The organism is Burkholderia sp. MSh2, from assembly GCF_000731655.1.
Classification (GTDB): Bacteria; Pseudomonadota; Gammaproteobacteria; order Burkholderiales; family Burkholderiaceae; genus Burkholderia; species Burkholderia paludis.
Map to the genome: position 1 here is coordinate 62,897 of NZ_JPGM01000036.1, position 21,694 is coordinate 84,590.

Genomic DNA, 21,694 nt, shown 5'->3' on the forward strand with positions numbered 1-21,694 from the left:
CGCGCGTCAGCTGAGGCGGTAGGCCTTGCCGGGCGTCACTTCCGCCGGCAGCGGCTCGCGGTTCAGTTCGAGCAGCGAGCGCTCGATCTGCCGCGTGATCGCATCGAGCGCGAGATGGTTCGGCCCGTCGCCGAACGGTTCGGCGATCGCGTGCGCGATCGCGTCCAGCGCGATCAGCGTATAGGCGACGAACACGCTGACGAACGGCGTCGCCGCGCCGATCGAATCGACGAGACCGAACGGCAGCAGCACGCAGTACGCATAGATGGTCCGGTGCAGCAGCACGTCGTACGAGAACGGGATCGGCGTCGACGCGATGCGCTCGCAGCCGCTCACCATCGCGACGAGGTCGTCGAGGCGCGCGTCGAGCATCCACAGCCGCGTGTCGGCGAGATGGCCCGCGTCGGCGCGCGCGGCGAAGGCCTCGCGCAGCCCGTGCACGATCGCGACCGGGCGGAACCGGGATGCGACGATGCGCGCGTAGGCGCCGTCGTCGAGCAGGCCGCGCAGGTCGGCGGCCGGATCGGTGCCGCGCAGCTGATGCTTGAGCGCATAGACGAACGCGACGACCGTGCGCACGAATGCGCGTCGCGCACCGTCGTCCGGGCCGATCGCGCCGTAGGAGAGCGCCTGCGACACCAGCGTGCGCGACGCGGTCAGCACGCCGCCCCAGAGCTGCCGCGCCTCGCGGTAGCGGTCGTAGCTCGCGTTGTTGCGAAACCCCGCGAAGATCGCGAGCGTCAGCCCGATCAGCGTGAACGGCGTCGGGTTCAGCGGCACCTTCTCGCCGAGCACGCGGCCGCCGCCCCATACTGCGACGATGCTGATCGCGAGCGTCAGCACGAGCTGCGGCAGGATGGTCGGCAGCACCGAGCCGTTCCAGACGAGCAGCATCCGCAGCCAGTGCTCGCGCGGCCGAACGATCATCGTCGGGCTCCGTCAGGCGGCGATCGATGCCGGCGCGGCGGCGCGATGCAGCAGCACGGGCACCGATTTCGAGGTCGGCGTGTTGCACACGTCGCCGACGCTGTCGAGCGGCACGAGCGGGTTGGTTTCCGGGTAGTAGGCGCCGATGCAGCCGCGCGGAATGTCGTACTCGACGAGCAGGAAGCCGTCCGCGCGCCGCTCGATGCCGTCGTGCCACACGGTTTCCATGTCGACCCATTCGCCAGCCTTCAGGCCGAGCATCGCGAGATCGTCGCGGTTGATGAACACCACGCGGCGCTGGCCGAACACGCCGCGATAGCGGTCGTCGAGCCCGTAGACGGTCGTGTTGTACTGGTCGTGCGAGCGCGTCGTCATCAGCGTCATCAGCCGTTCGCCGTGCTGCGCGCGGGCGAGCTGGATCGGCGTGTCGGTCGGCAGCGCGTGCGCGAAGAAGTTGGCCTTGCCGGTCGGCGTGAGCCATTCGCGGTCGCGCGACGCCACGCGCAGGTGGAAGCCGCCGGGCTTCGCGATGCGCGCGTTGTAGTCGTAGAAGCCGTCGAAGGTCGCCTCGATCGCGTCGCGGATCTTCGCGTAGTCGTCCTTGTACGCGAGCCAGTCGATCTTGCCGCTGCCGAACAGCGCGTGGCCGATGTGCGCGACGATCGCGGGCTCCGACATCAGGTTCGGCGACGCCGGCTTGTTCATCCCGTACGACACGTGGACCATGCTCATCGAATCCTCGACCGTCACGCCTTGCGCGACGTTGTCCTGCAGGTCGATCTCGGTGCGGCCGAGCGTCGGCAGGATCAGCGCGTCGCGGCCGTGGATCAGGTGGCTGCGGTTCAGTTTCGTCGTGATGTGCACGGAGAGGTCGCAGCGGCGCATGCCTTCCCACGTGCGCGGCGTGTCGGGCGTCGCCATCGCGAAGTTGCCGCCGAGGCCGATCAGCACCTTCACGTGGCCTTCGAGCATCTCCTCGATGGTCTCGACGACGTCGTAGCCGTGATGGCGCGGCGGTTCGAAATCGAACACGCGGCCGAGCCGGTCGAGGAACGCCTGCGTCGGCTTTTCCTCGATGCCGACCGTGCGGTTGCCCTGCACGTTCGAGTGGCCGCGCACCGGGCACAGGCCGGCGCCGGGGCGGCCGATGTTGCCGCGCATCAGCATCAGGTTCGTCAGCATCTGCACGGTCGCGACCGAATGCTTGTGCTGCGTGATGCCCATGCCCCACGTCGCGATCACGCGTTCGCTGCGGGCGTAGAGCTGCGCGAGGCTGTCGATCTGCTCGTACGGCACGCCGCTCTCGGCCGTCAGCGCGGCCCAGCTCTCGTTGCGCAGATCGTCGGCGAATGCGTCGAAGCCGGCCGTGTGCTCGCCGATGAACGCGGTATCGAGCACACGCGGCGCACCGGCGGCCTGCGCGGCGTCGTCGAGTTCGAGCACGCGTTTCGCCATCCCCTTGATCAGCGCGAAATCGCCGCCGATCGTCGGCTGGATGAACGTCGACGCGATTTTCGTGCCCGACATCGTCAGCATCTCGATCGGGCTTTGCGGATCGGCGAAGCGTTCGAGGCCGCGCTCCTTCAGCGGGTTGATCGACACGATCGTCGCGCCGCGCTTCGCGCACTCGCGCAGCTCGCCCATCATCCGCGGGTGGTTGGTGGCCGGGTTCTGGCCGAAGATCAGCAGCGTGTCGGCGTGTTCGAAATCGTCGAGCGTGACGGTGCCCTTGCCGACGCCGACGGACGGCGGCAGCCCGCGGCTCGTCGCCTCGTGGCACATGTTCGAGCAGTCGGGGAAGTTGTTGGTGCCGTACAGCCGCACGAGCAGCTGGTACAGGAACGCGGCTTCGTTGCTCGCGCGGCCGGACGTGTAGAACGCGGCCTGGTTCGGGTCGGGCAGCGCACGCAGGTGACGCGCGATCAGCTCGAACGCGTCGTCCCACGCGATCGGCACGTAGCGGTCGGTCGGTGCGTCGTACACCATCGGGTCGGTGAGCCGGCCGTGCTGTTCGAGTTCGAAGTCGGTCTGTTCGAGCAGCTCGGTGACCGTGTGCGCGGCGAAGAATTCGGGCGTCACGCGCTTGCTCGTGGCTTCGGCGGCCACCGCCTTCACGCCGTTCTCGCAGAATTCGAACGTCGATGCGTGCTGGCGATCGGGCCACGCGCAGCCGGGGCAGTCGAAGCCGTCCGGCTGGTTCTGGCGCAGCAGCGTACGGTAATTGCCGCCGGCGACCTTTTCCTTGATCAGGTTGATCGTGACGGCTTTCAGCGCGCCCCAGCCGGCGGCCGGGTGAGTGTACGGTTCGATGCGCGCGGTGGCGGATTTCTTTTTCATGGTGCAGCGGGTGTCGGGGTCGATGCATGCAGAGTACGCGCCGCGCCCGGCCGGCTGTGTGTACACCTCGTCACTTCAAAAAAGAGTACAGTTGCGATCATTCCGGGCGGATATATCGCAACTGTGTTGTCGAAGGGTGATTGAAAGGGAGGCGGGTGAAGCGTTACGAACAACTGGCCGACGAGCTCCAGGCGCAGATCGAGCGCGGCGTGTACCGGCCCGGCGAGCGGATTCCGTCGGTGCGGCAGGCGAGCCGGCAGCAGCAGCTCAGCGTCACGACCGTGCTGCGCGCGTACCTGGTGCTGGAAAGCCGCGGCCTGATCGAGAGCCGGCCGCAGTCGGGCTATTTCGTGCGGGCCCGCGCGCCGGCGCCGGCCGAGGCCGAGCTGCACATGTCGGCGCCGGCCGCCGAGCCGTCGGCCGTGGACGTGAGCCGGCTCGTGCTGTCGACGCTGCGTTCGATCGCGCGCGACGACGCGGTGCCGCTCGGTTCGCCGTATCCCGACGCGTCGCAGTTCCCGGTGCAGCGTCTCGCGCGCTATGCGCAGACGATCGGCCGGCGCCGCACGCGCTGGGGCGTGATCGACGACCTGCCGCCCGGCAACCAGGAGCTGATCCGCCAGATCGCGCGGCGCTACGCGGAGCGCGGGATTGCCGTCGAGCCGGGCGAGATCGTGATGACGATCGGCGCGACCGAGGCGATCAACCTGTGCCTGCAGGCGGTCGCGCGGCCGGGCGACACGATCGCCGTGGAGTCGCCGACCTTCTACGCGATGCTGCATGCGATCGAGCGGATGGGCATGCGCGCGCTCGAAGTCGCGACGCACCCGGTCGAGGGCATCGATCTCGACGCGCTCGAACGGATCCTCGAGCGCGAGCGCATCGCCGCGTGCATGGTGATGCCGAATTTCCAGAATCCGCTGGGCTTCCAGATGTCGGACGCGCGCAAGCGCGCGCTCGTCGCGCTGCTGGCGAAGCACCGCGTGCCGGCGATCGAGAGCGACGTCTATCACGAGCTGCATTTCGGCGACGCGACGCCGAGCGCGCTGAAGTCGTTCGACCGCGACGGGCTGGTGCTGCATTGCGCGTCGTTCACGAAGAGCCTGTCGCCGCGCTACCGGATCGGCTGGGCGATGCCGGGCCGCTACCGCGACCAGGTCGAGAAGCTGAAATTCCTGAACACGCTCGCGACGCCCGCGATCGAGCAGCTCGCGATCGCCGAGTACCTGAAGCACGACGGCTACGATTTCCATCTGCGGCGCATGCGCAAGCAGTACGCGCAGCAGGCGAGCCTGATGAGCGCGATGGTGCGCCGTTTCTTCCCCGAAGGCACGCGGCTGTCGCAGCCGCAGGGCGGGTACGTGCTGTGGGTCGAGCTGCCGCCGCGGGTCGATGCGATGACGCTGTATGCGCAGGCGCTCGCGCAACGGATCACGGTCGGGCCCGGCCACATGTTTTCGGCGGGCGCCGACTACCGGAATTTCATCCGTCTCAACTACAGCTATCCGTGGTCGCGGCAGATCGAGGACGCATTGAAGACGCTCGGGCGGCTCGCGTCGGAGTGCGAGGCGCGGTGAGCGCAGGGGGCGCGGCAAGCGGTGGCCGGTCGCTGGCCGCCGGCCGCCGTCGCGCGCGTCAACCCGCGTGCGGCGCCTGCGCCCCGGCTTGCAGGGCGCCGGCCATCTGCCGCATGTCGAACCCCGACGGGTGCTGATACACGCGCAGCCCGAACTCCGGCAGCACCGCGATCAGGTGATCGAACAGGTCGGACTGGATGGTCTCGTAGTCGACCCACGACGTCGTATCGGTGAAGCAGTACAGTTCGAGCGGAATGCCTTCGGCCGTGAGCGGCAGCTGCCGCGCCATGCAGGTCATGTCGCGGCGGATGCGCGGATGGCCTTTCAGGTAATTCGCGACATACGCGCGGAACGTGCCGAGATTGGTCAGCTGGCGGCGGTTCGCCGCGCAGTCGCCGGCCGCGCCGAGCGTGCCGTTCCATTGCGCGATCGCGTCGACCTTGTCCTCGAGATAGTCCTTCAGCAGCGTCAGGCGCTCGAGCCGTTCGATTTCGTCGTTGCCGAGGAACCGCACGCTCGTCGCGTCGACGAACAGCGCGCGCTTGATCCGGCGTCCGCCCGCTTCGGTCATGCCGCGCCAGTTCTGATAGCTCTCGGTGATCAGTTTCCAGGTCGGCACCGTGATGATCGTGTGATCGAAGTTCGCGACCTTGACGGTGTTCAGCGTGATGTCGATGACCGTGCCGTCGGCGCCGGCCGACGGCATCGTGATCCAGTCGCCGATCCGCAGCATGTCGTTCGACGACAGTTGCACGCCCGCGACGAGGCCGAGCAGCGTGTCCTTGAAGATCAGCATCAGCACCGCGGACATCGCGCCGATGCCGGACAGCAGCAGGCCGATCTGCTTGCCGGTCGCATCGCCGAGCACGACGAGCGCGGCCGTGATGAACATCACGAGCTTGACGAGCTGCATCGCGCCTTTGAGCGACAGGCGCGGCTGGTCGCGATGGTGCGTGCGGTGCGCGTGCTCGAGGGCGGACAGCGTCGCGCTCACGGTCATCGTCACGAGGAACGCGATCAGCGCGAACAGGATCTTGTCGGCAACCTGCGCGACCTGATCCGGCACGCCGGGCACCGCGCCGAGCCCGAGCCTGATCACGACGAACGGGACGATGCGGTTCAGCCATTTGAACGCGCCGAATTCGAACAGCGCGTCGTCGACGCGCGTGGCGGACAGCCGCGCGAGCCGCGCAACCACGCGAAACAGCAGGAAATGGACGGCGGCGGCGATCGCGCCGGCGGCGGCGAGCAGGACGAGGAGGCCGGCGAGCGGCGTCATCCAGGATTCGTGCGGGGTCATGGGGTGGGCAGGGGCCTTCTGGTGCGTTGAATCGGCGCCGTCATGCGGCGCGCGCCCGATGAAGGGCGCATGAAAGGGACCGTGATTGTGCCATCGGGTTCCGGGCGCGTTGCCGTTCGTGCATCGCGCGGCTCCCGAGCTTGCTCACCATTGGGCAGGTTTCCTCTGTAATCGGGTGAGGCCGGGCGGGCCGGCCGCCGCACCGCCGGCCGGCGAGCGCACGGGCCGCCGGCAGCGGCGCGCGGCGGCTTGCGTGTCGGCTCGCGACCGGCGGGAGGCTGTCGCGGCGGGCCCGGGGCTTCGCGGCGCGCGAACGGCGATCCATGCAATCATGCGGACGTCGCATGCGTCGGCGGGGCGCCGGCGCGCGGCCCGTTCGCCGGCGGTGAGCGGCCGGCGATCCGTTCGCGCACTTGCCACGGGATGCCGGCCGGGGCACGATGCGCGAACGACTTCGCGAACCCCGTCATTTCGACCTCACGCACTTCACGCATGCAAGATTCCAACGAAAGCCGCCCGTCGGGCGTGCGGCTGCTGAAAGGCATCCTTCCGATCCGCCGCGCGACCGCCATCCGCGATGTATTCGCGGGCATGTCGCTCGCGTCGATGGACATCCCGCAAGTGCTCGGCTACGCGCGCATCGCCGGCATGCCGGCCGTGACGGGCCTCTACACGGTGTTCCTGCCGCTCGTCGCGTTCGCGTGCTTCGGTGCGTCGCGGCACCTGGTGGTGGCCGCCGATTCCGCGACCGCGACGATCTTCGCGAGCCGGCTTTCGTCGATGGCGCCGGCCGGCAGCGCCGAGTATGTGGCGCTGGCCGGCATGGTCGCGCTGCTGACCGCCGCGATGCTGCTGCTCGCGCGCATCTTCAAGCTCGGTTTTCTCGCCGATTTCCTGTCGCGCACGGTGCTGGTCGGCTTTCTCGCCGGCGTCGGCGTGCAGGTGTCGATCGCGATGCTCGGCGACATGCTCGGGCTGGCCGTGCCGTACCCGGCCTCGCGCAGCCTGGCGCAGCTCGACTACGTCGTCACGCATCTCGTCCACACGAACCGGCCGACGTTCGCGCTGGCGGCACTCGTCGTCGTCGCGATTCTCGCGTGCAAGCGGTTCCTGCCGCGCGTGCCGATGCCGATGATCGCGGTCGCGGGCAGCATCGCGGCGAGCAACGTGTTCGGATTCGCCGCGCACGGCATCGCGGTGCTCGGGCCGGTCGCGGGCGGGCTGCCGCCGTTGCGCTGGCCGTCCGTCACTTGGCAGCAGTGCCTCGATCTCGTGCCGGTCGCCGCGTCGTGTTTCGTGATGATCATTGCGCAGAGCGCGGCCGCCGCGCGCGTGTTCGCGCAGCAGTATGGCGAGGACGTCGATACCAATGCCGACATCCTCGGCCTCGCGGCCGCGAATGCCGCCGCGGCGGTGGGCGGCGCGTTCGTCGTCAACGGCAGCCCGACGCAGACCGCGATGGCCGACGGCGCGGGCGTGCGCAGCCAGATCGGGCATCTCGCGTTTGCGGCCGTGGTGGCGGCGGTGCTGCTGTTCTTCAGCACGACGCTGCAGTATTTGCCGCATGCGGTGTTGGCCGGCATCGTGTTCACGATCGCGCTCGGCTTGATCAACGTGCGCAGCCTCGCCGCGATCCGCAAGGAAAGCCCCGGCGAATTCACGCTTGCGCTGGTAACGGCCGTGGCCGTCGTGACGGTCGGCGTCGAGCACGGCATCCTGCTGGCCGTCGCGCTGTCGCTGATGCGGCACGTGCGCCACAGCTACCAGCCCCACACGATGGTGCTCGAACCCGTCGAAGGCAACGGCCGGTGGCAGCCGGTGCCAGCGCGGCGCGGCGCGATGACGGCGCCGGGGCTGATCGTCTACCGGTTCGGCTCCGACCTGTTCTTCGCGAACGATCACCTGTTCGCCGCCGAAGTGACCGAGCTCGTCGATGCGGCGCCGGTGCCGGCGCGCTGGTTCGTCATCGATGCGGGGGCGGTCACCGACATCGACTATTCGGCCGCGCGCACGCTGGCCGACCTCGTCAGGATGCTGCATGCACGCGGGATCGGCGTGCTGTTCGGGCGTGTCAACCGTTACCTGCGAGCGGACATGGATCGTCACCGGATCACGGAGATCGTCGGCGCATCGTGCATCTTTTCGACGTTGCACCAGGCGCTCGAGGCTGCCGGCACGACGCCCGCGCCGCAGGAGCCGGGCATGGTGTAGCGTGAGCCGGCGCTAGGCGGCCGCGCGCAGGCGCGCGAAGCCGTTGCGCAGGTGGCGGGCGAGTTCCGTCGCGGCCGGCGTGCGCTGGCCGCGCGGCAGATGAAGGTTGATCGCGAAGTTCGGCAGTGCGGGCAGGCCGCTGCCGGCCGGCAGGATGTCGAGATCGGCCGGCACGGTCGACGCGAGCCAGGTGGTCACGGCGAGGTCGGCGCGCACGGTCGCGGTAGTCGCGTCGATGCTGCCGTGCTCGAACACGGTGCGCCACGCGCGATCGCAGCCGCGCAGCGCGTCGAGCACCGTCGGGCGGAACGCGCAGGACTGCGCGACCATCGATACGGGCAGCGGCGTGTTCCGGTACGCGGTGCCGCCCTTCGCGCCGACCCAGACCAGGCGGTCGACTGCGATGCATTCGCCGCGTGACGGCCCGACTGGCGCCTCGATCAGCGCGACGTCGAGTTCGCCCTGCGCGAGCCCCCGGCGCAGCTCCGGCGACGCCGCGCACACGAGCGTGAGCGCGACCTGCGGATGCGCCTGCGCATAGGCTTTCAGGATCGGCGCGAGACAGGCGCCGACGAGATCCTGCGGCGCGCCGAGACGCACGGTGCCTTCGACCGCGCCGGCCGTCATGTCGGTCAGCAGCGCATCGTGCACGGCGAGCAGCCGGCGCGCCTGCCCGAGCAGGCGCTCGCCGTCGGCCGTGAGCAGCAGGTTGCGGTGCTCGCGGACGAACAGCGGGCCGGACAGCGTTTCGAGCCGGGCGACCTGCTGGCTGATCGCGCCTTGCGTCAGGTGCAGCGCACGGCTGGCCGCCGTCATGCTGCGATGATCGGCGACCGTGACGAAGGCGCGCAGCAGCGCGATGTCGAGGTTACGTGCCATGCGATGCATTATGAATGCTAATGGCAGGCATAAAAAGCTTTCGCTGTCGTAATGGGACGATCGCGGGTAAAACGGGGTTTCGACAACGACAACCGGGAGCTGCCGTGCCGTTCCGCGACTACCTGCCGCTGATGCTGTTCGTGATCGTGTCCACCGTGACGCCGGGCGGCGCAACGACGCTCGCGACCGCCTCGGGCGCGCATTTCGGCTATCGGCGTTCGCTGCCGATGATGGCGGGCATCGCGGTCGGCCTGGCGTCGATGGCCGCTGCCGCCGCGGCCGGGCTCGGCGGCGTGCTGCTTGCGCTGCCCGCGTTGCAGCTCGCGATGAAGGCGGCCGGTTCGGTGTACCTCGTGTGGCTGGCCGTGCGCATCGGGCGCGGCGGCAAGCCGCGGCTCGATGCCGCGGTGCACCGGCCGCAGGGGTTCATCAGCGGCGTCTGGATGCTCTGGCACAACCCGAAAGGCTGGGCGATGACGCTCGGTGCGGCCGCGTCGTTCGCCGCGCTCGCGTCCGGGCCGGCCCGGCTCGGCGCATTGCTCGGGCTGGCGTTCGGCGTGGCCGCGATGGTGTCGCTGTCGCTCTGGTGTTTCGCCGGGCTGCTGTTCGCACGCGTGTTGCGCACGGAGCGGCAGTGGCACTGGCTGAATGCCGGGCTCGGCGTGCTGCTCGTGATCTCGATCGTGCCGATGTGGCTGCCGTAGCGGGGCGGCCGCACGCGTCGTGCGGCCGCCCGAAGGTCAGCGCGAACCGGCGCGCGCGGTGCCGGCCGGCGGCCCGCCCGCACCGGCCGACCACAACGGCAGCCGCAGCGCCGTGACGAAGCTCGCCGCGTGCAGCACGCAAAGCAGGCCGAACGCCCACGCATACGCGTGCGCCTGCGTGCCGCCGCCCATCGCCGATTCGGCCTGCAGCCGCCACGCGAGGAACAGCGTGCACACGGTGGTGAAGGTCGGTCCGCCGAGACGCTGCACGATATTGAGCGACGTCGTCGCCATCGGCAGGTTGCGGCGCTCGACCGACGCGTACGCGGCCGAGATCGACGGCGCGCCGATCGCGCTCTGGCCCATGCCGCGCAGGAACAGCGCCGGCACCAGCACGTAAGGATCGTAGCCGGTCAGTGCAAGGTAAGCGAACGGCAGCGTCGCGACGAGCGCGAGCAGCGCGCCGGCGGCGGCCAGCCGGCGCACGCCGAAGCGGCTCGTCAGCGCGCCCATCGACGGATAGGTGACGAGCATGCCGAGGCCCATCGGCGCGAGCAGCCAGCCCATTTCGCCGGGCGTGCGGCCGCACGCTTGGATCAGGAACACCGGAATCAGCATCTGGCCCGCGAACAGCGCGCCGTTCGACAGGAACTGCGTCGACGCGGCTGCGGCGAACACCTTGCCGCGAAACAGCGCAAGATCGATCAGCGCATGGTCGCCCTTGCGCGTTTCGACCCGCAGGAACGCCGCGAGCAACAGCGCCGCCACGACGATCGCCGCGATGCCGGGCGCTTCGTTGATCCGCTCGATGCCGTACAGGAACAGCACGAGCCCCGGCGACAGCAGCGCGAGGCCGACGTAGTCGAGTTCGCGCGGCTGCGTGTCCTCGCGGTCGCCGGGCAGGAACCGTATGGCCAGCGCAAGCGCCAGTACGCCGACAGGCAGGTTCACCAGAAACAGCCAGCGCCACGACGTGTACTGCAGGATCGCCCCGGCGACGACGGGGCCGAGGATCGGCGCGAGCAGCACGGGCACGGCCGCATAACCGATCACGCGCGCCATCTGCTGGCCGGCAACCCGCGCGATCATCATCTGCGCCATCGGTGCGAGCAGCCCGCCGCTCACCCCTTGCAGCACGCGGAACGCGATCAACGACGGCGCCGACCACGCGAGCCCGCACAGGGCCGACGTGAGCGTGAACGCCGAGAAGCACCACAGGTACAGCGCCTTTGCGCCGATCCGGTCGACGAGCCAGCCGTTCAGCGGCAGCACCAGCGTCAGCGCGAGCAGGTAGCCGCTCGTCACCCACTGGATCGTCGCGAGGCTCGCGTGCAGGTCGGTTGCGAGGCTCGACAGCGACACGTTGACGATCGTCGCGTCGAGCTGCGACAGCAGCGAGCCCAGCACCGCGACCGCGCTGACCTTCCAGATCGCCGGATCGAGCCGGCCGGCCGCGTGATCCGGCGCCGGCCGACGGCGCGGGTCGCTCACGCGCCGCGCTGGTCGAGCAGCGCGACGATGTCCTGCGTCGTGCCCGTTTCGCCGAGGCGGGGGAACAGGCGCTCGATGCTGTTGACGTGCGCATCCGCGTTGAGGTCGGTCATCGCGTCGACGGCGAGCGTGACGTTGTAGCCGAGTTCGTGCGCCTGCCGCGCGGTCGATTCGACGCCGATGCTCGTCGCGATGCCGGTCAGCACGATTTGCGTGACGCCGGCTGCCTTCAGGTATGCGTCGAGATCCGTGCCGGTAAACGCGCCCCAGGTTTTTTTCGTCACGAGGTGGTCGCTTGACTGCCGGTTCAGTTCCGGCAGGAGTTCGGCCCAGTCGGCGGGGAGCGGCGCGGTGCGCGGCGCTTGCTCCGTGCGGCCCGGTGCGCCGCCTGCAACGTTGACGAGCACGACCGGCAGGCCGCGGGCGCGGAATGCGTCGAGCAACTCGCGGGTCTGCGCGATCACCGGTTCGACCGGGTGCGCGGTGGGGAGGGCGACGATGCCTTTCTGCAGGTCGATGACGACGAGTGCCGTGTGCGGGTCGAGACGGGTTGCGCTCATGATGGAACTCCGTGAAATGGACGAGGAAAGCCGTGCGCGCGGATGCGGTGGGGCGCGCCGGCGGGATTCATTGCTCGCCGATGCGGCGGATCAGCGGGATCGCGGCGGCGAGCGTGCCGATCTCGTCGGGATCGAGCTGCTCGATCGCGGCGCCGAGCCACCGGTGTTTCGCGGCATTGCGCTTGAGCCGCGCGTCGAGGCCGGCCGCGGTCAGCCTGAACAGGATTTGCCGGCCGTCGGTCGGATGCGGCTCGCGCTCGACCAGCCCGTCTTCCTCGAGGCTCGCGAGAATCGACTTCATCGACTGCGGCTTCATGGCTTCGGCGCGCGCGAGATCGGCGGTCGTCATCGGCCCGTGCCGTTCGAGCCGCGCGAGTGCGCTGGTCTGGGACATGCCGAGCCCTTGCGAGTCGATCTCGGAGCGGAGCCGGCGGATCAACTGGCCGACCGCGAGGGTCAGGTCGGCGGCGACGATGTCGGCGGAAACGCCGGGTTTGCGTGGCGGATTCATGCGGCGGATCATAGGACACGACAGCTAAACTTGCAAGTTTGACTGTCGAGTTGGCGCCGGATCACGGTGCGGCCGGTCGCCCGGCTACGTGCGACCGGAGGTGGCGGGGACGGCTTCGCCGCGTCTCGGCGGCGCGTTTTCGGGCAGCAGGTCGCCGAGGTATTGCGCGGGTTCGTCCGCGGCGAACGCGGACGGCACATGCAGGTTGGCCGGTCGCCGCTTGCCTTCGGCGCCGAGATCGAACCCGGCCCGGCGGCCGTTCTTCGGGACGACGGCGAGCCGCCGTCCGAATGCGTTGAAGCGGTATTCGTCCTGCATGGCAGCGCTCCCGTGGGGTGAGCGCGCCGGCCGCCGGCGCTTACCGGATCGAGCAGGACAGCCAGCGATGGATCTTGATGGCATCGCTCGAGACGCCCGCGCGGGTCGGCGCGCCGAGCAGGACGACCGTCTCGCGCCGGCCTTTCACGCGCATGCGCATCACGACGCCGTGCCCCGACTCGTTGATGAAGCCGGTCTTCTGCAGCCGGATCGGCAGGCGGCGGTAGCGGACGAGCGGATCGGAATTCACGTAGAGCAGCTCGTCGCCGCCGGGGCGCACGGTGGTCGACGTATCCGTCGAGAAATAGCGGATCAGCGGATCCTGCGCCGCCGCCCCGACGAGTTTCGCGAGATCCTCTGCCGTCGATACGTTGTGCGGCGACAGGCCGGTCGGTTCGCGGAAGCGCGTGTGGCGCATGCCGAGCCGGCGCGCTTCGCGGTTCATCGCATCGACGAACGCGGCCCGCCCGCCCGGATAGTCGCGGCTCAGTGCGGCGGCCGCGCGGTTTTCCGACGACATCAGCGCGATATGGAACATCTCGCGGCGGGACAGTTCCGAGCCGACCTGCAGGCGCGACCCGGTGAACTTGATCGTGTCGCGGTCGTGCGCGGTGACGCGCAGCACGCCGTTCAGCGGACGATCGGCGTCGCGTGCGACGACGGCCGTCATCAGCTTCGAGATCGACGCGATCGGCCTCACCGTGCGCGCATTGCGGGCCAGCAGCGGCGTGCCGGAGTCGACGTCGAGCACGTAGGCCGCACGCGAGTGCAGCGCATTGACCGCGCGCGGGCTGTAGCCGCAGCTCGCCATCAGGCGCGGTTTGCCCGCCGGGTGCGGGTGCGCGGCGGGCGTGCGTCTGGCGGCGCGATGCCGCGCGGCGGGCGCCGCGTGACGGTTGACGGCATGGTGCTTCACGTGCGGGCGGCGAGGCTTGACGGCCGGCTTGCGATGCCGGGCCGGCTGCTTCTTCACGGTTTTCTTGACGGCATTTGCCGGTGCATGCGAATGGGCGGCGCGCGGCGGCGGTTTGCGTGGCGTGGACGACGCGTGCGCCGAAACGGCGAACATCAGGATCGACAGGACGACGGGCAGGATGGTCCGGGCGAGGGGCAGGCGCGCGATGAAGCCGGTCAAGCGAAAGTCTCCTTCTCGCGCGCGGCAAGGCGACGCGAGATGCGTGGGCGGTCAGCGGGTGCGGAAAATTATACGGTCGATCGGGTGCGGATGAGGGTGGCGCGCCGTTCCGGCAGCGCAGTTTTGCGGGTTATCGCTGCGTTGTGCGGCGATTTGTGCCGATTCGCGTCGATATGTCGCGCGTGCCGGACCAACGGAAGCGCGACCGGCAAGGGCGTTGTCACGTCGAACCGGGCGGGTCCGATGGTGGCGCGGGCAACGATTGCGGGATGAATTCGCGGGCTGACCCGGCCCCGATCCAGGTATCATCGCCACCGTTGTCTCGCAGCCGCGCTTGCCTGCGCAACCCGGGACCGGACGCCCGATGACGCATGCTTCTCCGCGCTGCCTGCGGCCGGATCGGCAGCACGAGCGCCCCGGATGTTCCACCTGAAAAATTCAAAAACGGTCTGGTCGAACGGGGCTGCCTCTCTTCGACGATAGACGGTCCAGCAAAACTGAACCCATTTTTATGCACAAAAAGACTTTGCAAGCCGGTGTTCGCGTGAACCTGCGGTCGAGCGCGCGAGTGCGTCGCGCATTGGTGCTGGCACTCGCATTGCTCGGCGTCGCCGGTTCGGCGCACGCTTACACGGTGAATGTCTGTCGGGAGTACTGGTACCCGTTGGCGCGTGCCGGTAAAAGCATGGGCGCGCTGGCCGCCGAGCGCGGGGGGACGTGCGGGCATCCGGCCGTCAAGATGCTGAGCGATCAGTATGGCGTGGTGGACGGCCGCGGGTATTTCATTTCGGAATTGCACGAATACAACGATTCGTGTTCGCACGGGGGGCCGGTACCGGACTTTGCGTGTCTGCTGCCGTCGAGTCTGCGCCGTCATGAGGACAACGAGACACGACACTATTATCTGCTCACGCAACGGGGCGCGGCGCTGCGCGTCCTGGACCGGCTCCATGCAACCGACGGCCAGCAGGTGTTCGACGGCGCGGACGTGATTCCGGGCGCCGATCCCGCGACCTTCAAGACCTTCGTGCCCAAGGGGGCCAAGGCGACCGACGGGTGGGCGTACGACCGCAACCACGTCTATCTGGAGGAGCGATCGGACCCGCGGATGGTGCCCGGGCCGGTCGAGGTGGTCGGCGCTACGTTCGCCGTCAATGCCGGGCGGGTGTTTTCAATCGATGCGCTCGACGGTCCCGTTTACCGGCCGGATGTAAAAGCGCAACTGCAGCTGCTGAGCCCTCCGGCCACGCTTCAGCCGGCCCTCATCAGCGACGGCGAGCATGTCTACCTGGGCCAGAAGCCCATGGACGGCGTGCGGGCGGCAACGTTCCAGATGCTGGTGCCGGTGTGCCCGGTGCCGGGTGCGCCGGACCTGAAATGCGTCCCCGACGCCCAGCCGGACGAGTTCCGGGTCGCCCGCAGCGGACAGGATGTGCTGTATTTCCACGAGTTCGACGATATCAAGCGAATCGCCAACGTGCCCGATTTCGTTTATTTCCTGATGGAAGGCTCGTCGTATCTCGGTCTCGGTGGAAAGCAAATCTTCGATCTCGATCCGCTGCATCAGAATTTCGGCGGCAAGACGATAACGGCTGGCGTGCAGTTTTCCGGGCACTTGAGCGGCCCGGCAGCCGGCTATCTTGCCGACGAACTCGGGTTCATCAACCTGCGGAGCGGGTTGTCGAGGAACGACGGGCCATTGTGCGGTGCGCTCGCGAAGCTCGCCGCTCCGACTCCGGAGCTAGCGCACCGGTTTGGCCCGCTCAGGGCCATCGCGCCAAAGAAATTGCCGGCGGGCTATTCCGTCGGGTATGAAAACAGTCGCTATCGATATCTGTTCAAGACCGCGGTCGATACGACGCTCGACGATACGGTGGTCGATCTCGGCAACGGCAAGCGGATGCGGGCGACCTGGTGCGGGGACGACATCCAGCTACAAGGCACGAACAACCCGCAATAGTTCGGAAGGGGCGTGGCGTTGTCGTGCCGGACGGTGGGCGAACGCGGCATCCACGTGTGTTCCACGGGAGCGGAAACAGACGCGAGACGGTCATGGCCAGCGCGTTGCGCTGGCGTCGATCCGACGATCGTGCGGAGTCGCTGACGGCCAGCCGTGCCAGCCGACGGTCGGCCGCCGTGTGCGGATCGTTCGCGCCGGCGGCAGTGAGCAGTCAATCTCGATGGAGCGCGTTTCGCGGTTGAAATCGTCGATCGCGTCGAACTGCGCGGCGCCCGGTTTTCGACGATTGTCGGCGCGAGCGCGGCAGCCGGTGCGCAATCCCGCCGTTCACGGCGCTGCGCCGACCGACGTGCCGATCACAAGCCTGGCTGATTCCGCACGCCTCGCGTGCCGGCAGGATCGATATCCGCGGCGGTCGAGATCGCACGAATGGTTGGTCGCGGCCGTGGCCGTGTGTCGTACGCCGTCGCCACGGGCGGCAACCGCTACCGTGTCGATCCGCTCGATCCCTCGGGGACGGCCGGAGCCGGCCACCCTTGAGGCGGCCAGTTCCGCCGCGACACCACCGCGAAACTGATCGCGATCGAGCCGGTCGCGGCGCGCGGAGGCGTACCGTTCGCCGCGCTCATGGCATCCACCGCGTCGCCGAAGCGAAAGCGGCGGCCGCGGCCGTCGGCGCGTTCGGTCCGCTGCCGCGGGGCGCGCGGATCGGCCGTCGCGGCGGGCGCGTCGATGGCGCTCGCCGTACACGAGGGGTCGTCAGGCGGGCATTCGCATGTGGGCAGCAGGGACATGTCGGTCGATTCGAGGAAGGGCATGCGCATATTGAACGTCATCGCATTCGATCGGTAAAATGAATGTTTCGATCGCTACGATTCCTTTAAAGAATGGAATTGAAACTGCTGCGAACGTTTCTGACGGTCACCGAGCTGTGCCATTTCAGCCGCGCGGCCGATGCGCTGCACATGAGCCAGCCGGCGCTGAGCAAGCAGATCGGCGCGCTCGAGGCGAGCCTCGGCGGCAAGCTGTTCGAACGCGGCCGGCACGGCGCGGAACTGACGCCGTTCGGCGAACGCTTCCTGTCCGACGCGCAGGCGCTCGTGCGCGATGCCGACGAGATTCTCGCCCGCGCGCGGGAAGCGACGAGCGGGCAGCGCGGCCACCTGCGGCTCGGCATCTGCCTGTCCGTGCTGACGCTCGTGCCGAAGCTCGTCGCGGAATTTCGCCGCCGCAATCCGGGCATCGCCGTCACGCTGAGCGACCTGTCGTCGTCCGAGCAGACCCGCCGGTTGCGCGCCGGCAAGCTCGATGCCGGGTTCCTGCGCCTGCCGTCCGACGAAGGCTTGTCCTCGTTCAAGGTGATCGACGAAGGGCTGGCGCTCGCGGTGCCGCCGCACCTCGGCTTCAGGCGCGTGCCGGCCGATCTCGACGTGCTCAACGAAATCGGCTTCATCGCGCTGCAGCGCGCGCGCGGCCCGGGGCTCGCCGCGCAGATCGACCGGTGGTGCGTCGAACGCCGCTTCGTGCCGCACGTGACGCAGCAGGCGGAGGATGTGCAGTCGGTGCTGACGTCGGTCGCGGCCGGCGTCGGCGTGGCGTTCGTCCCGTCGCGCGCCCGGTATCTGCTGCGCGACGCGACGGTGCTGCCGCTCGGCGGCCGGGACGCGAAGTGGCGGGTCGGGCTCGCATGGCGGTCGGATCGGGACGATCCCGTCACGACGCATTTCGTGTCGTTCATGCGCGCCGCGATCAGGAGCGCATGACGGCGCGTATAGTGTCGATGAGCACCGCTCCGACGAATGCCGGCCCGGCGCCGGCTCACGAATCCCAACCGATGACATCAGAATCCGACGAATCCCCGCTCGATCCCGCGCTCGTCGCGACGCTCGCGACGCTGAACGAGGCCGCCGGCGATCCGGCCGGCAAGCGCTGGTCGCTGCCGAAGATCGCGAAGCGCGCGCAGTTGCCGATGAGCACGCTGCGTCGCGTGCTGACCCAGCTCGACACCGCTGGCCTGAGCGCGACCACGCTGAACGAGGACGGCACCGGCAGCGCGACGCTGACCGAAGAAGGGCGCGCCGTGTGCGCGCAACTGTTCGGCGCGAACGACACCCGATAAAAAACGGGCCGCTGGAAGCGGCCCGTGGTCCGTCGATTCGACCGGCGGGTCGGGACGGCGCGCCGGTGCGTTACCAGCGCACGGTCACGCCGCCCATCACCGAATGGTCGTAGGTCTGGTCGTTCAGCCCGCGCCGGTAGCCGACGTCGAGATCGAGCCACGACTTCGGCGAATAGATCGCGCCCGCGATCACGAATGCAGGGTTCGCGCCGGCGCCGCTTGCCGTGTTGCGCGACGTGCCGATGTCGGCCACGATCTGCAGCCTGTCGGTCGCCTTGTAGATCGCCGCGCCCGACACGGCCCAGATCGACGTCAGGTCGCCCTGGCGGTTCGGCTGATACGTCATGCCCGCGTTCGCGAGGAACGACAGCCGCGCGACGTCGAGCTGCGCGAGCAGCGTTGCGCCGGCGCCCGCGCGGCCGGTGCCGAGCCCGCGCCGGTCGTTGCCGGTCGGCGCCGTCAGTTTCGGCTTCAGCGCGATCGACAGCGGGCCGCGCTCGACGAAGCGCCATTTCATGCCGATCTCGACATCGCCGATCCCGGCGCCGTTCTCGTCGGTGCGCGTCTGCAGATGCGTATACGGCGCGTTCACGTAAAGATCGACGTGCTCGCCGAACCCGCGCGTGAGCGTCGCGTTCCACAGCTGGTGGCGGCCGTTTTCTTCCTGTTTCGAGGTTTCCTCGGCGTTGAATTCGAATTGCCAGTTCGCGTTGCCCTGCGTACCCGTGTCGTCGCTGACGAGCGGATGGGTGGCGAGGGCGTCGAACGGCGCGAGGAGGGCGCTCGCGGCGGCGAGCGGAAGGATTCTCTTCATCACGTTATCCGTAGTGCGTCGTGAGGGCCGGCCCGCGCGCGTGGCGCGGGCCGGCCGCCCTGTCGTCCGGCCGGAATCGGGCCGGCGTCAGAACCACTGCTTGTAGCGGCGCACGTAGATCGTCTTGACGATCTGCGCGAGCAGGATGTAGCCGGCCATCGTCGCGGCGAGCCACAGCCAGAAGGTGCCCGGCAGGTGCATGAAGCCGAGCGATTCCGCGAACGGCGAGAACGGCAGCCAGCAGCCGATCGCGATCGCGGTGAAGGTCGACAGCAGCACCGGCAGCGCGGCCGTGCTCTGCAGGAACGGGATCTTCTGCGTGCGCAGCAGGTGCACGACGAGCGTCTGCGACACCAGGCTCTCGATGAACCAGCCCGAGTTCATCACGATCTGGCCGCCCGTGCCGCCGTTCAGGTGATACATCGCGCCCGCGCCGAACACCGTCCACATCAGGATGTACGTCGTGATGTCGAACACCGACGACGTCGGCCCGACCCACAGCATGAAGCGGCCGATATTGCCGGCTTCCCACTTGCGCGGCTTCTTCAGGAACTCCGGATCCATCTTGTCCCACGGCAGCAGCATCTGCGACGTGTCGTAGATCAGGTTCAGCACGAGCAGTTGCGTCGCGAGCATCGGCTCCCACGGCAGGAACGCGCTGGCGACGAGCACCGAGAACACGTTGCCGAAGTTCGAGCTCGCGGTCATGTTCAGGTACTTCAGGATGTTGCCGAACGTCTCGCGGCCCTTGATCACGCCTTCCTCGAGCACCATCAGGCTCTTTTCGAGCAGGATGATGTCGGCGGTTTCCTTCGCGATGTCGGCGCCGCTGTCGACCGAGATGCCGACGTCGGCGTCGCGCAGCGCGGGCGCATCGTTGATGCCGTCGCCGAGGAAGCCGACGGTGTGGCCGTTCGCCTGCAGCGCCTTGACGATGCGCGCCTTCTGCAGCGGCGTCAGCTTCGCGAACACGGTCGTGTGTTCGACGACCTGCGCGAGCGCCGTGTCGTCGAGCGCTTCGATTTCCATGCCGAGCATCGGCTTGCCGGGCTCGAGGCCGACCTGGCGGCACACCTTCATCGTGACGATCGGGTTGTCGCCCGTCAGCACCTTCACAGCGACGCCGTTTTCGCGCAGCGCGGCGAGCGCCGGGGCGGCCGACTCCTTCGGCGGATCGAGGAAGGTCAGGAAGCCGCGCACGACGAGATCGCGCTCGTCGGCGGTGCGGTATTGCTGGCGCTCGTCGCCGCGCGGGATCGTGCGCGTCGCGACCACGAGCACGCGGAAGCCGTCCTCGTTGTATGCGCCGGCCTGCTCGAGCAGCCGCTTGCGCGCGACGAAATCGAGCGGACGCACGCCGTCCTCGTCCTGCACGTGCGTGGAGACGGCCAGCATTTCCTCGACCGCGCCCTTGCAGATCAGCAGGTGCGCGCCCCGGGTGTCCTCGACGACGACCGACAGGCGCCGCCGCACGAAGTCGAACGGCAGCTCGTCGATCTTCTTGTAGCCCTGCGGTTTCGCGCGTTCGCCGATCTCGTCGGCGCGTGCGACGACCGCGATGTCGATCAGGTTCTTCTGGCCGCTCTGGTGGAAGCTGTTCAGCCAGCCGAGCCGCAGGATCTCCTCGTCCTTGTGACCGGACAGGTCGAGGTGGTGCTCGAGGATGATCTTGTCCTGCGTGAGCGTGCCGGTCTTGTCGGTGCACAGCACGTCCATCGCGCCGAAGTTCTGCACCGAGTTCAGGCGCTTCACGACGACCTTGCGGCGCGCCATCGCGACCGCGCCGCGCGCGAGGTTCGCGCTGACGATCATCGGCAGCATCTCGGGCGTGAGACCCACGGCCACCGCGAGCGCGAACGTGAGCGCGCTCAGCCAGTCGCCCTTGGTCAGCCCGTTGATCATGAACACGATCGGCACCATCACGAACATGAACTTGATCAGCAGCCAGCTCACGCTCGAGACGCCGCGGTCGAAGCTCGTCTCGATGCGCTTGTGGCTCACGACGTTGCGCGCGAGCGAGCCGAAGTACGTGTCTTCGCCGGTCGCGACGACGACGGCCGTCGCCGTGCCGCTGACGACGTTGGTGCCCATGAAGCAGACGTTCTCGAGATCGAGCAGCGATGCCGACGCGTCGGTCGCCGCGCCGGCCGCGCGCGTGCCGGCGGATTTGCCGGCGACCGCGCCGAGCGTGTCGTATTTCTCGACGGGCAGCGCCTCGCCGGTCAGCACGGCCTGGCTGATGAACAGGTCGCGCGACGCCAGCAGGCGCACGTCCGCCGGGATCATGTCGCCGGCCGACAGGTGCACGATGTCGCCGGTCACGACTTCGCGCATCGGTACCTCGCGGCGCGCCGGTTCGGACGTGTCGGTCACCGAGCGCTGCACGGTGGCCGTCGTGCGGACCATCGCCTTCAGCTTCTCGGCCGCGCGCAGCGAACGGAATTCCTGCGCGAAGCGCAGCAGCGCGCTGATCGTGACCATCGTCAGCAGTATCGTCATGCCGACGTAGTCGCGATCGTCGGGCGCGGCGAAGTAGACGTCGGTGAAGAAGCTGATGGCGGCGAGCACCAGCAGTACGTAGACAAACGGGTTGTGGAACGAGAGCAGCAACTGGCGGGTCCAGTGCGGCGGCTTGTCGTGCGCGATTTCGTTCGGGCCGTAGTGCTGCAGGCGGTCGGCGGCCTGGTCGTAGGTGAGGCCGCGCGTGCTGGTGTTCAGCGACTTCAGCGTGGCCTCGAGCGGGCGGGCCGCTTCCTGCGCGGCGCGCATGATGCGCGGATCGTTCTGCTGGCCGGCGCCGGCCTTGATGAAGCCGCGCTGTTTCTTTTGGGACGGATTGTGTCGTGTCATG

General features: G+C 68.7%; 18 protein-coding genes. 6 read left to right on the forward strand and 12 right to left on the reverse strand.

The window, feature by feature from the left end; all coding sequences use genetic code 11:
- Nucleotides 1–6: 6 nt before the first annotated feature.
- The gene (locus tag GQ57_RS23110; RefSeq protein WP_031400497.1) at nt 7–927 is read right to left on the reverse strand and encodes a bestrophin family protein; all 921 of its coding nucleotides are present in this window, start codon (nt 925–927) and stop codon (nt 7–9) included.
- Between the two features lie 12 nt (nt 928–939).
- Nucleotides 940–3,264, reverse strand: coding sequence for an FdhF/YdeP family oxidoreductase (locus GQ57_RS23115; RefSeq protein ID WP_031400498.1), 2,325 nt, complete (start codon nt 3,262–3,264; stop codon nt 940–942).
- Nucleotides 3,265–3,419: 155 nt separating this feature from the next.
- Between GQ57_RS23115 and GQ57_RS23120 the strand changes: the two genes are divergently transcribed.
- Nucleotides 3,420–4,841: an aminotransferase-like domain-containing protein gene (locus tag GQ57_RS23120; RefSeq protein ID WP_034199113.1), complete on the forward strand. Its 1,422-nt coding sequence runs from the start codon at nt 3,420–3,422 to the stop codon at nt 4,839–4,841.
- Nucleotides 4,842–4,899: 58 nt separating this feature from the next.
- Here GQ57_RS23120 and GQ57_RS23125 read toward each other — a convergent pair whose 3' ends face one another.
- Nucleotides 4,900–6,141: a mechanosensitive ion channel family protein gene (locus GQ57_RS23125; RefSeq protein WP_031400500.1), complete on the reverse strand. Its 1,242-nt coding sequence runs from the start codon at nt 6,139–6,141 to the stop codon at nt 4,900–4,902.
- Nucleotides 6,142–6,633: 492 nt separating this feature from the next.
- Between GQ57_RS23125 and GQ57_RS23130 the strand changes: the two genes are divergently transcribed.
- Nucleotides 6,634–8,352, forward strand: a complete 1,719-nt coding sequence (locus GQ57_RS23130) for a SulP family inorganic anion transporter (RefSeq protein ID WP_031400501.1) — start codon at nt 6,634–6,636, stop codon at nt 8,350–8,352.
- Nucleotides 8,353–8,364: 12 nt separating this feature from the next.
- Here the strand turns inward: GQ57_RS23130 and GQ57_RS23135 are convergent, their stop codons facing one another.
- Complete coding sequence (locus GQ57_RS23135; RefSeq protein ID WP_031400502.1) at nt 8,365–9,240, reverse strand: LysR substrate-binding domain-containing protein; 876 nt, start codon at nt 9,238–9,240, stop codon at nt 8,365–8,367.
- A gap of 95 nt (nt 9,241–9,335) precedes the next feature.
- Here GQ57_RS23135 and GQ57_RS23140 point away from each other — a divergent pair, with 95 nt between their 5' ends.
- Entirely contained in the window at nt 9,336–9,935 is a 600-nt protein-coding gene (locus GQ57_RS23140) for a LysE family translocator (protein ID WP_031400503.1), read from the forward strand.
- 36 nt (nt 9,936–9,971) lie between these two features.
- Here GQ57_RS23140 and GQ57_RS23145 read toward each other — a convergent pair whose 3' ends face one another.
- The 5 genes from GQ57_RS23145 to GQ57_RS23165 form a co-directional block, all read right to left on the reverse strand.
- A complete protein-coding gene (locus GQ57_RS23145) occupies nt 9,972–11,426 on the reverse strand; it encodes a DHA2 family efflux MFS transporter permease subunit (protein ID WP_034199114.1) in 1,455 nt (484 codons plus the stop codon).
- The gene (locus GQ57_RS23150; protein ID WP_034199115.1) at nt 11,423–11,986 is read right to left on the reverse strand and encodes an isochorismatase family protein; all 564 of its coding nucleotides are present in this window, start codon (nt 11,984–11,986) and stop codon (nt 11,423–11,425) included. The genes GQ57_RS23145 and GQ57_RS23150 overlap by 4 nt, the downstream gene beginning before the upstream one ends.
- Before the next feature lie 67 nt (nt 11,987–12,053).
- Complete coding sequence (locus GQ57_RS23155) at nt 12,054–12,509, reverse strand: MarR family winged helix-turn-helix transcriptional regulator (RefSeq protein ID WP_081896746.1); 456 nt, start codon at nt 12,507–12,509, stop codon at nt 12,054–12,056.
- A 72-nt stretch (nt 12,510–12,581) separates the two neighbouring features.
- Nucleotides 12,582–12,815 carry a DUF7661 family protein gene (locus GQ57_RS23160; RefSeq protein WP_034199116.1) on the reverse strand — a complete coding sequence of 78 codons (234 nt, stop codon included), beginning with the start codon at nt 12,813–12,815 and terminating at the stop codon, nt 12,582–12,584.
- A 40-nt stretch (nt 12,816–12,855) separates the two neighbouring features.
- Complete coding sequence (locus GQ57_RS23165; RefSeq protein WP_034199117.1) at nt 12,856–13,950, reverse strand: serine hydrolase; 1,095 nt, start codon at nt 13,948–13,950, stop codon at nt 12,856–12,858.
- Nucleotides 13,951–14,461: 511 nt separating this feature from the next.
- Here GQ57_RS23165 and GQ57_RS23170 point away from each other — a divergent pair.
- The gene (locus tag GQ57_RS23170; RefSeq protein WP_152603328.1) at nt 14,462–15,910 is read left to right on the forward strand and encodes a DKNYY domain-containing protein; all 1,449 of its coding nucleotides are present in this window, start codon (nt 14,462–14,464) and stop codon (nt 15,908–15,910) included.
- 485 nt (nt 15,911–16,395) lie between these two features.
- On the opposite strand, the gene GQ57_RS23180 is transcribed toward GQ57_RS23170, so the two are convergent.
- Nucleotides 16,396–16,746, reverse strand: coding sequence for a hypothetical protein (locus GQ57_RS23180; RefSeq protein ID WP_052001438.1), 351 nt, complete (start codon nt 16,744–16,746; stop codon nt 16,396–16,398).
- A 51-nt stretch (nt 16,747–16,797) separates the two neighbouring features.
- Here GQ57_RS23180 and GQ57_RS23185 point away from each other — a divergent pair, with 51 nt between their 5' ends.
- Complete coding sequence (locus GQ57_RS23185; protein ID WP_031400512.1) at nt 16,798–17,673, forward strand: LysR family transcriptional regulator; 876 nt, start codon at nt 16,798–16,800, stop codon at nt 17,671–17,673.
- A gap of 71 nt (nt 17,674–17,744) precedes the next feature.
- Nucleotides 17,745–18,029, forward strand: coding sequence for a hypothetical protein (locus tag GQ57_RS23190; RefSeq protein ID WP_031400513.1), 285 nt, complete (start codon nt 17,745–17,747; stop codon nt 18,027–18,029).
- Nucleotides 18,030–18,099: 70 nt separating this feature from the next.
- On the opposite strand, the gene GQ57_RS23195 is transcribed toward GQ57_RS23190, so the two are convergent.
- Together GQ57_RS23195 and mgtA are read right to left on the reverse strand one after the other, a co-directional pair.
- The gene (locus GQ57_RS23195) at nt 18,100–18,843 is read right to left on the reverse strand and encodes a transporter (RefSeq protein ID WP_034199119.1); all 744 of its coding nucleotides are present in this window, start codon (nt 18,841–18,843) and stop codon (nt 18,100–18,102) included.
- 87 nt (nt 18,844–18,930) lie between these two features.
- Complete coding sequence (gene mgtA / locus GQ57_RS23200) at nt 18,931–21,693, reverse strand: magnesium-translocating P-type ATPase (RefSeq protein ID WP_031400515.1); 2,763 nt, start codon at nt 21,691–21,693, stop codon at nt 18,931–18,933.
- Between the last annotated feature and the right edge of the window lies 1 nt (nt 21,694).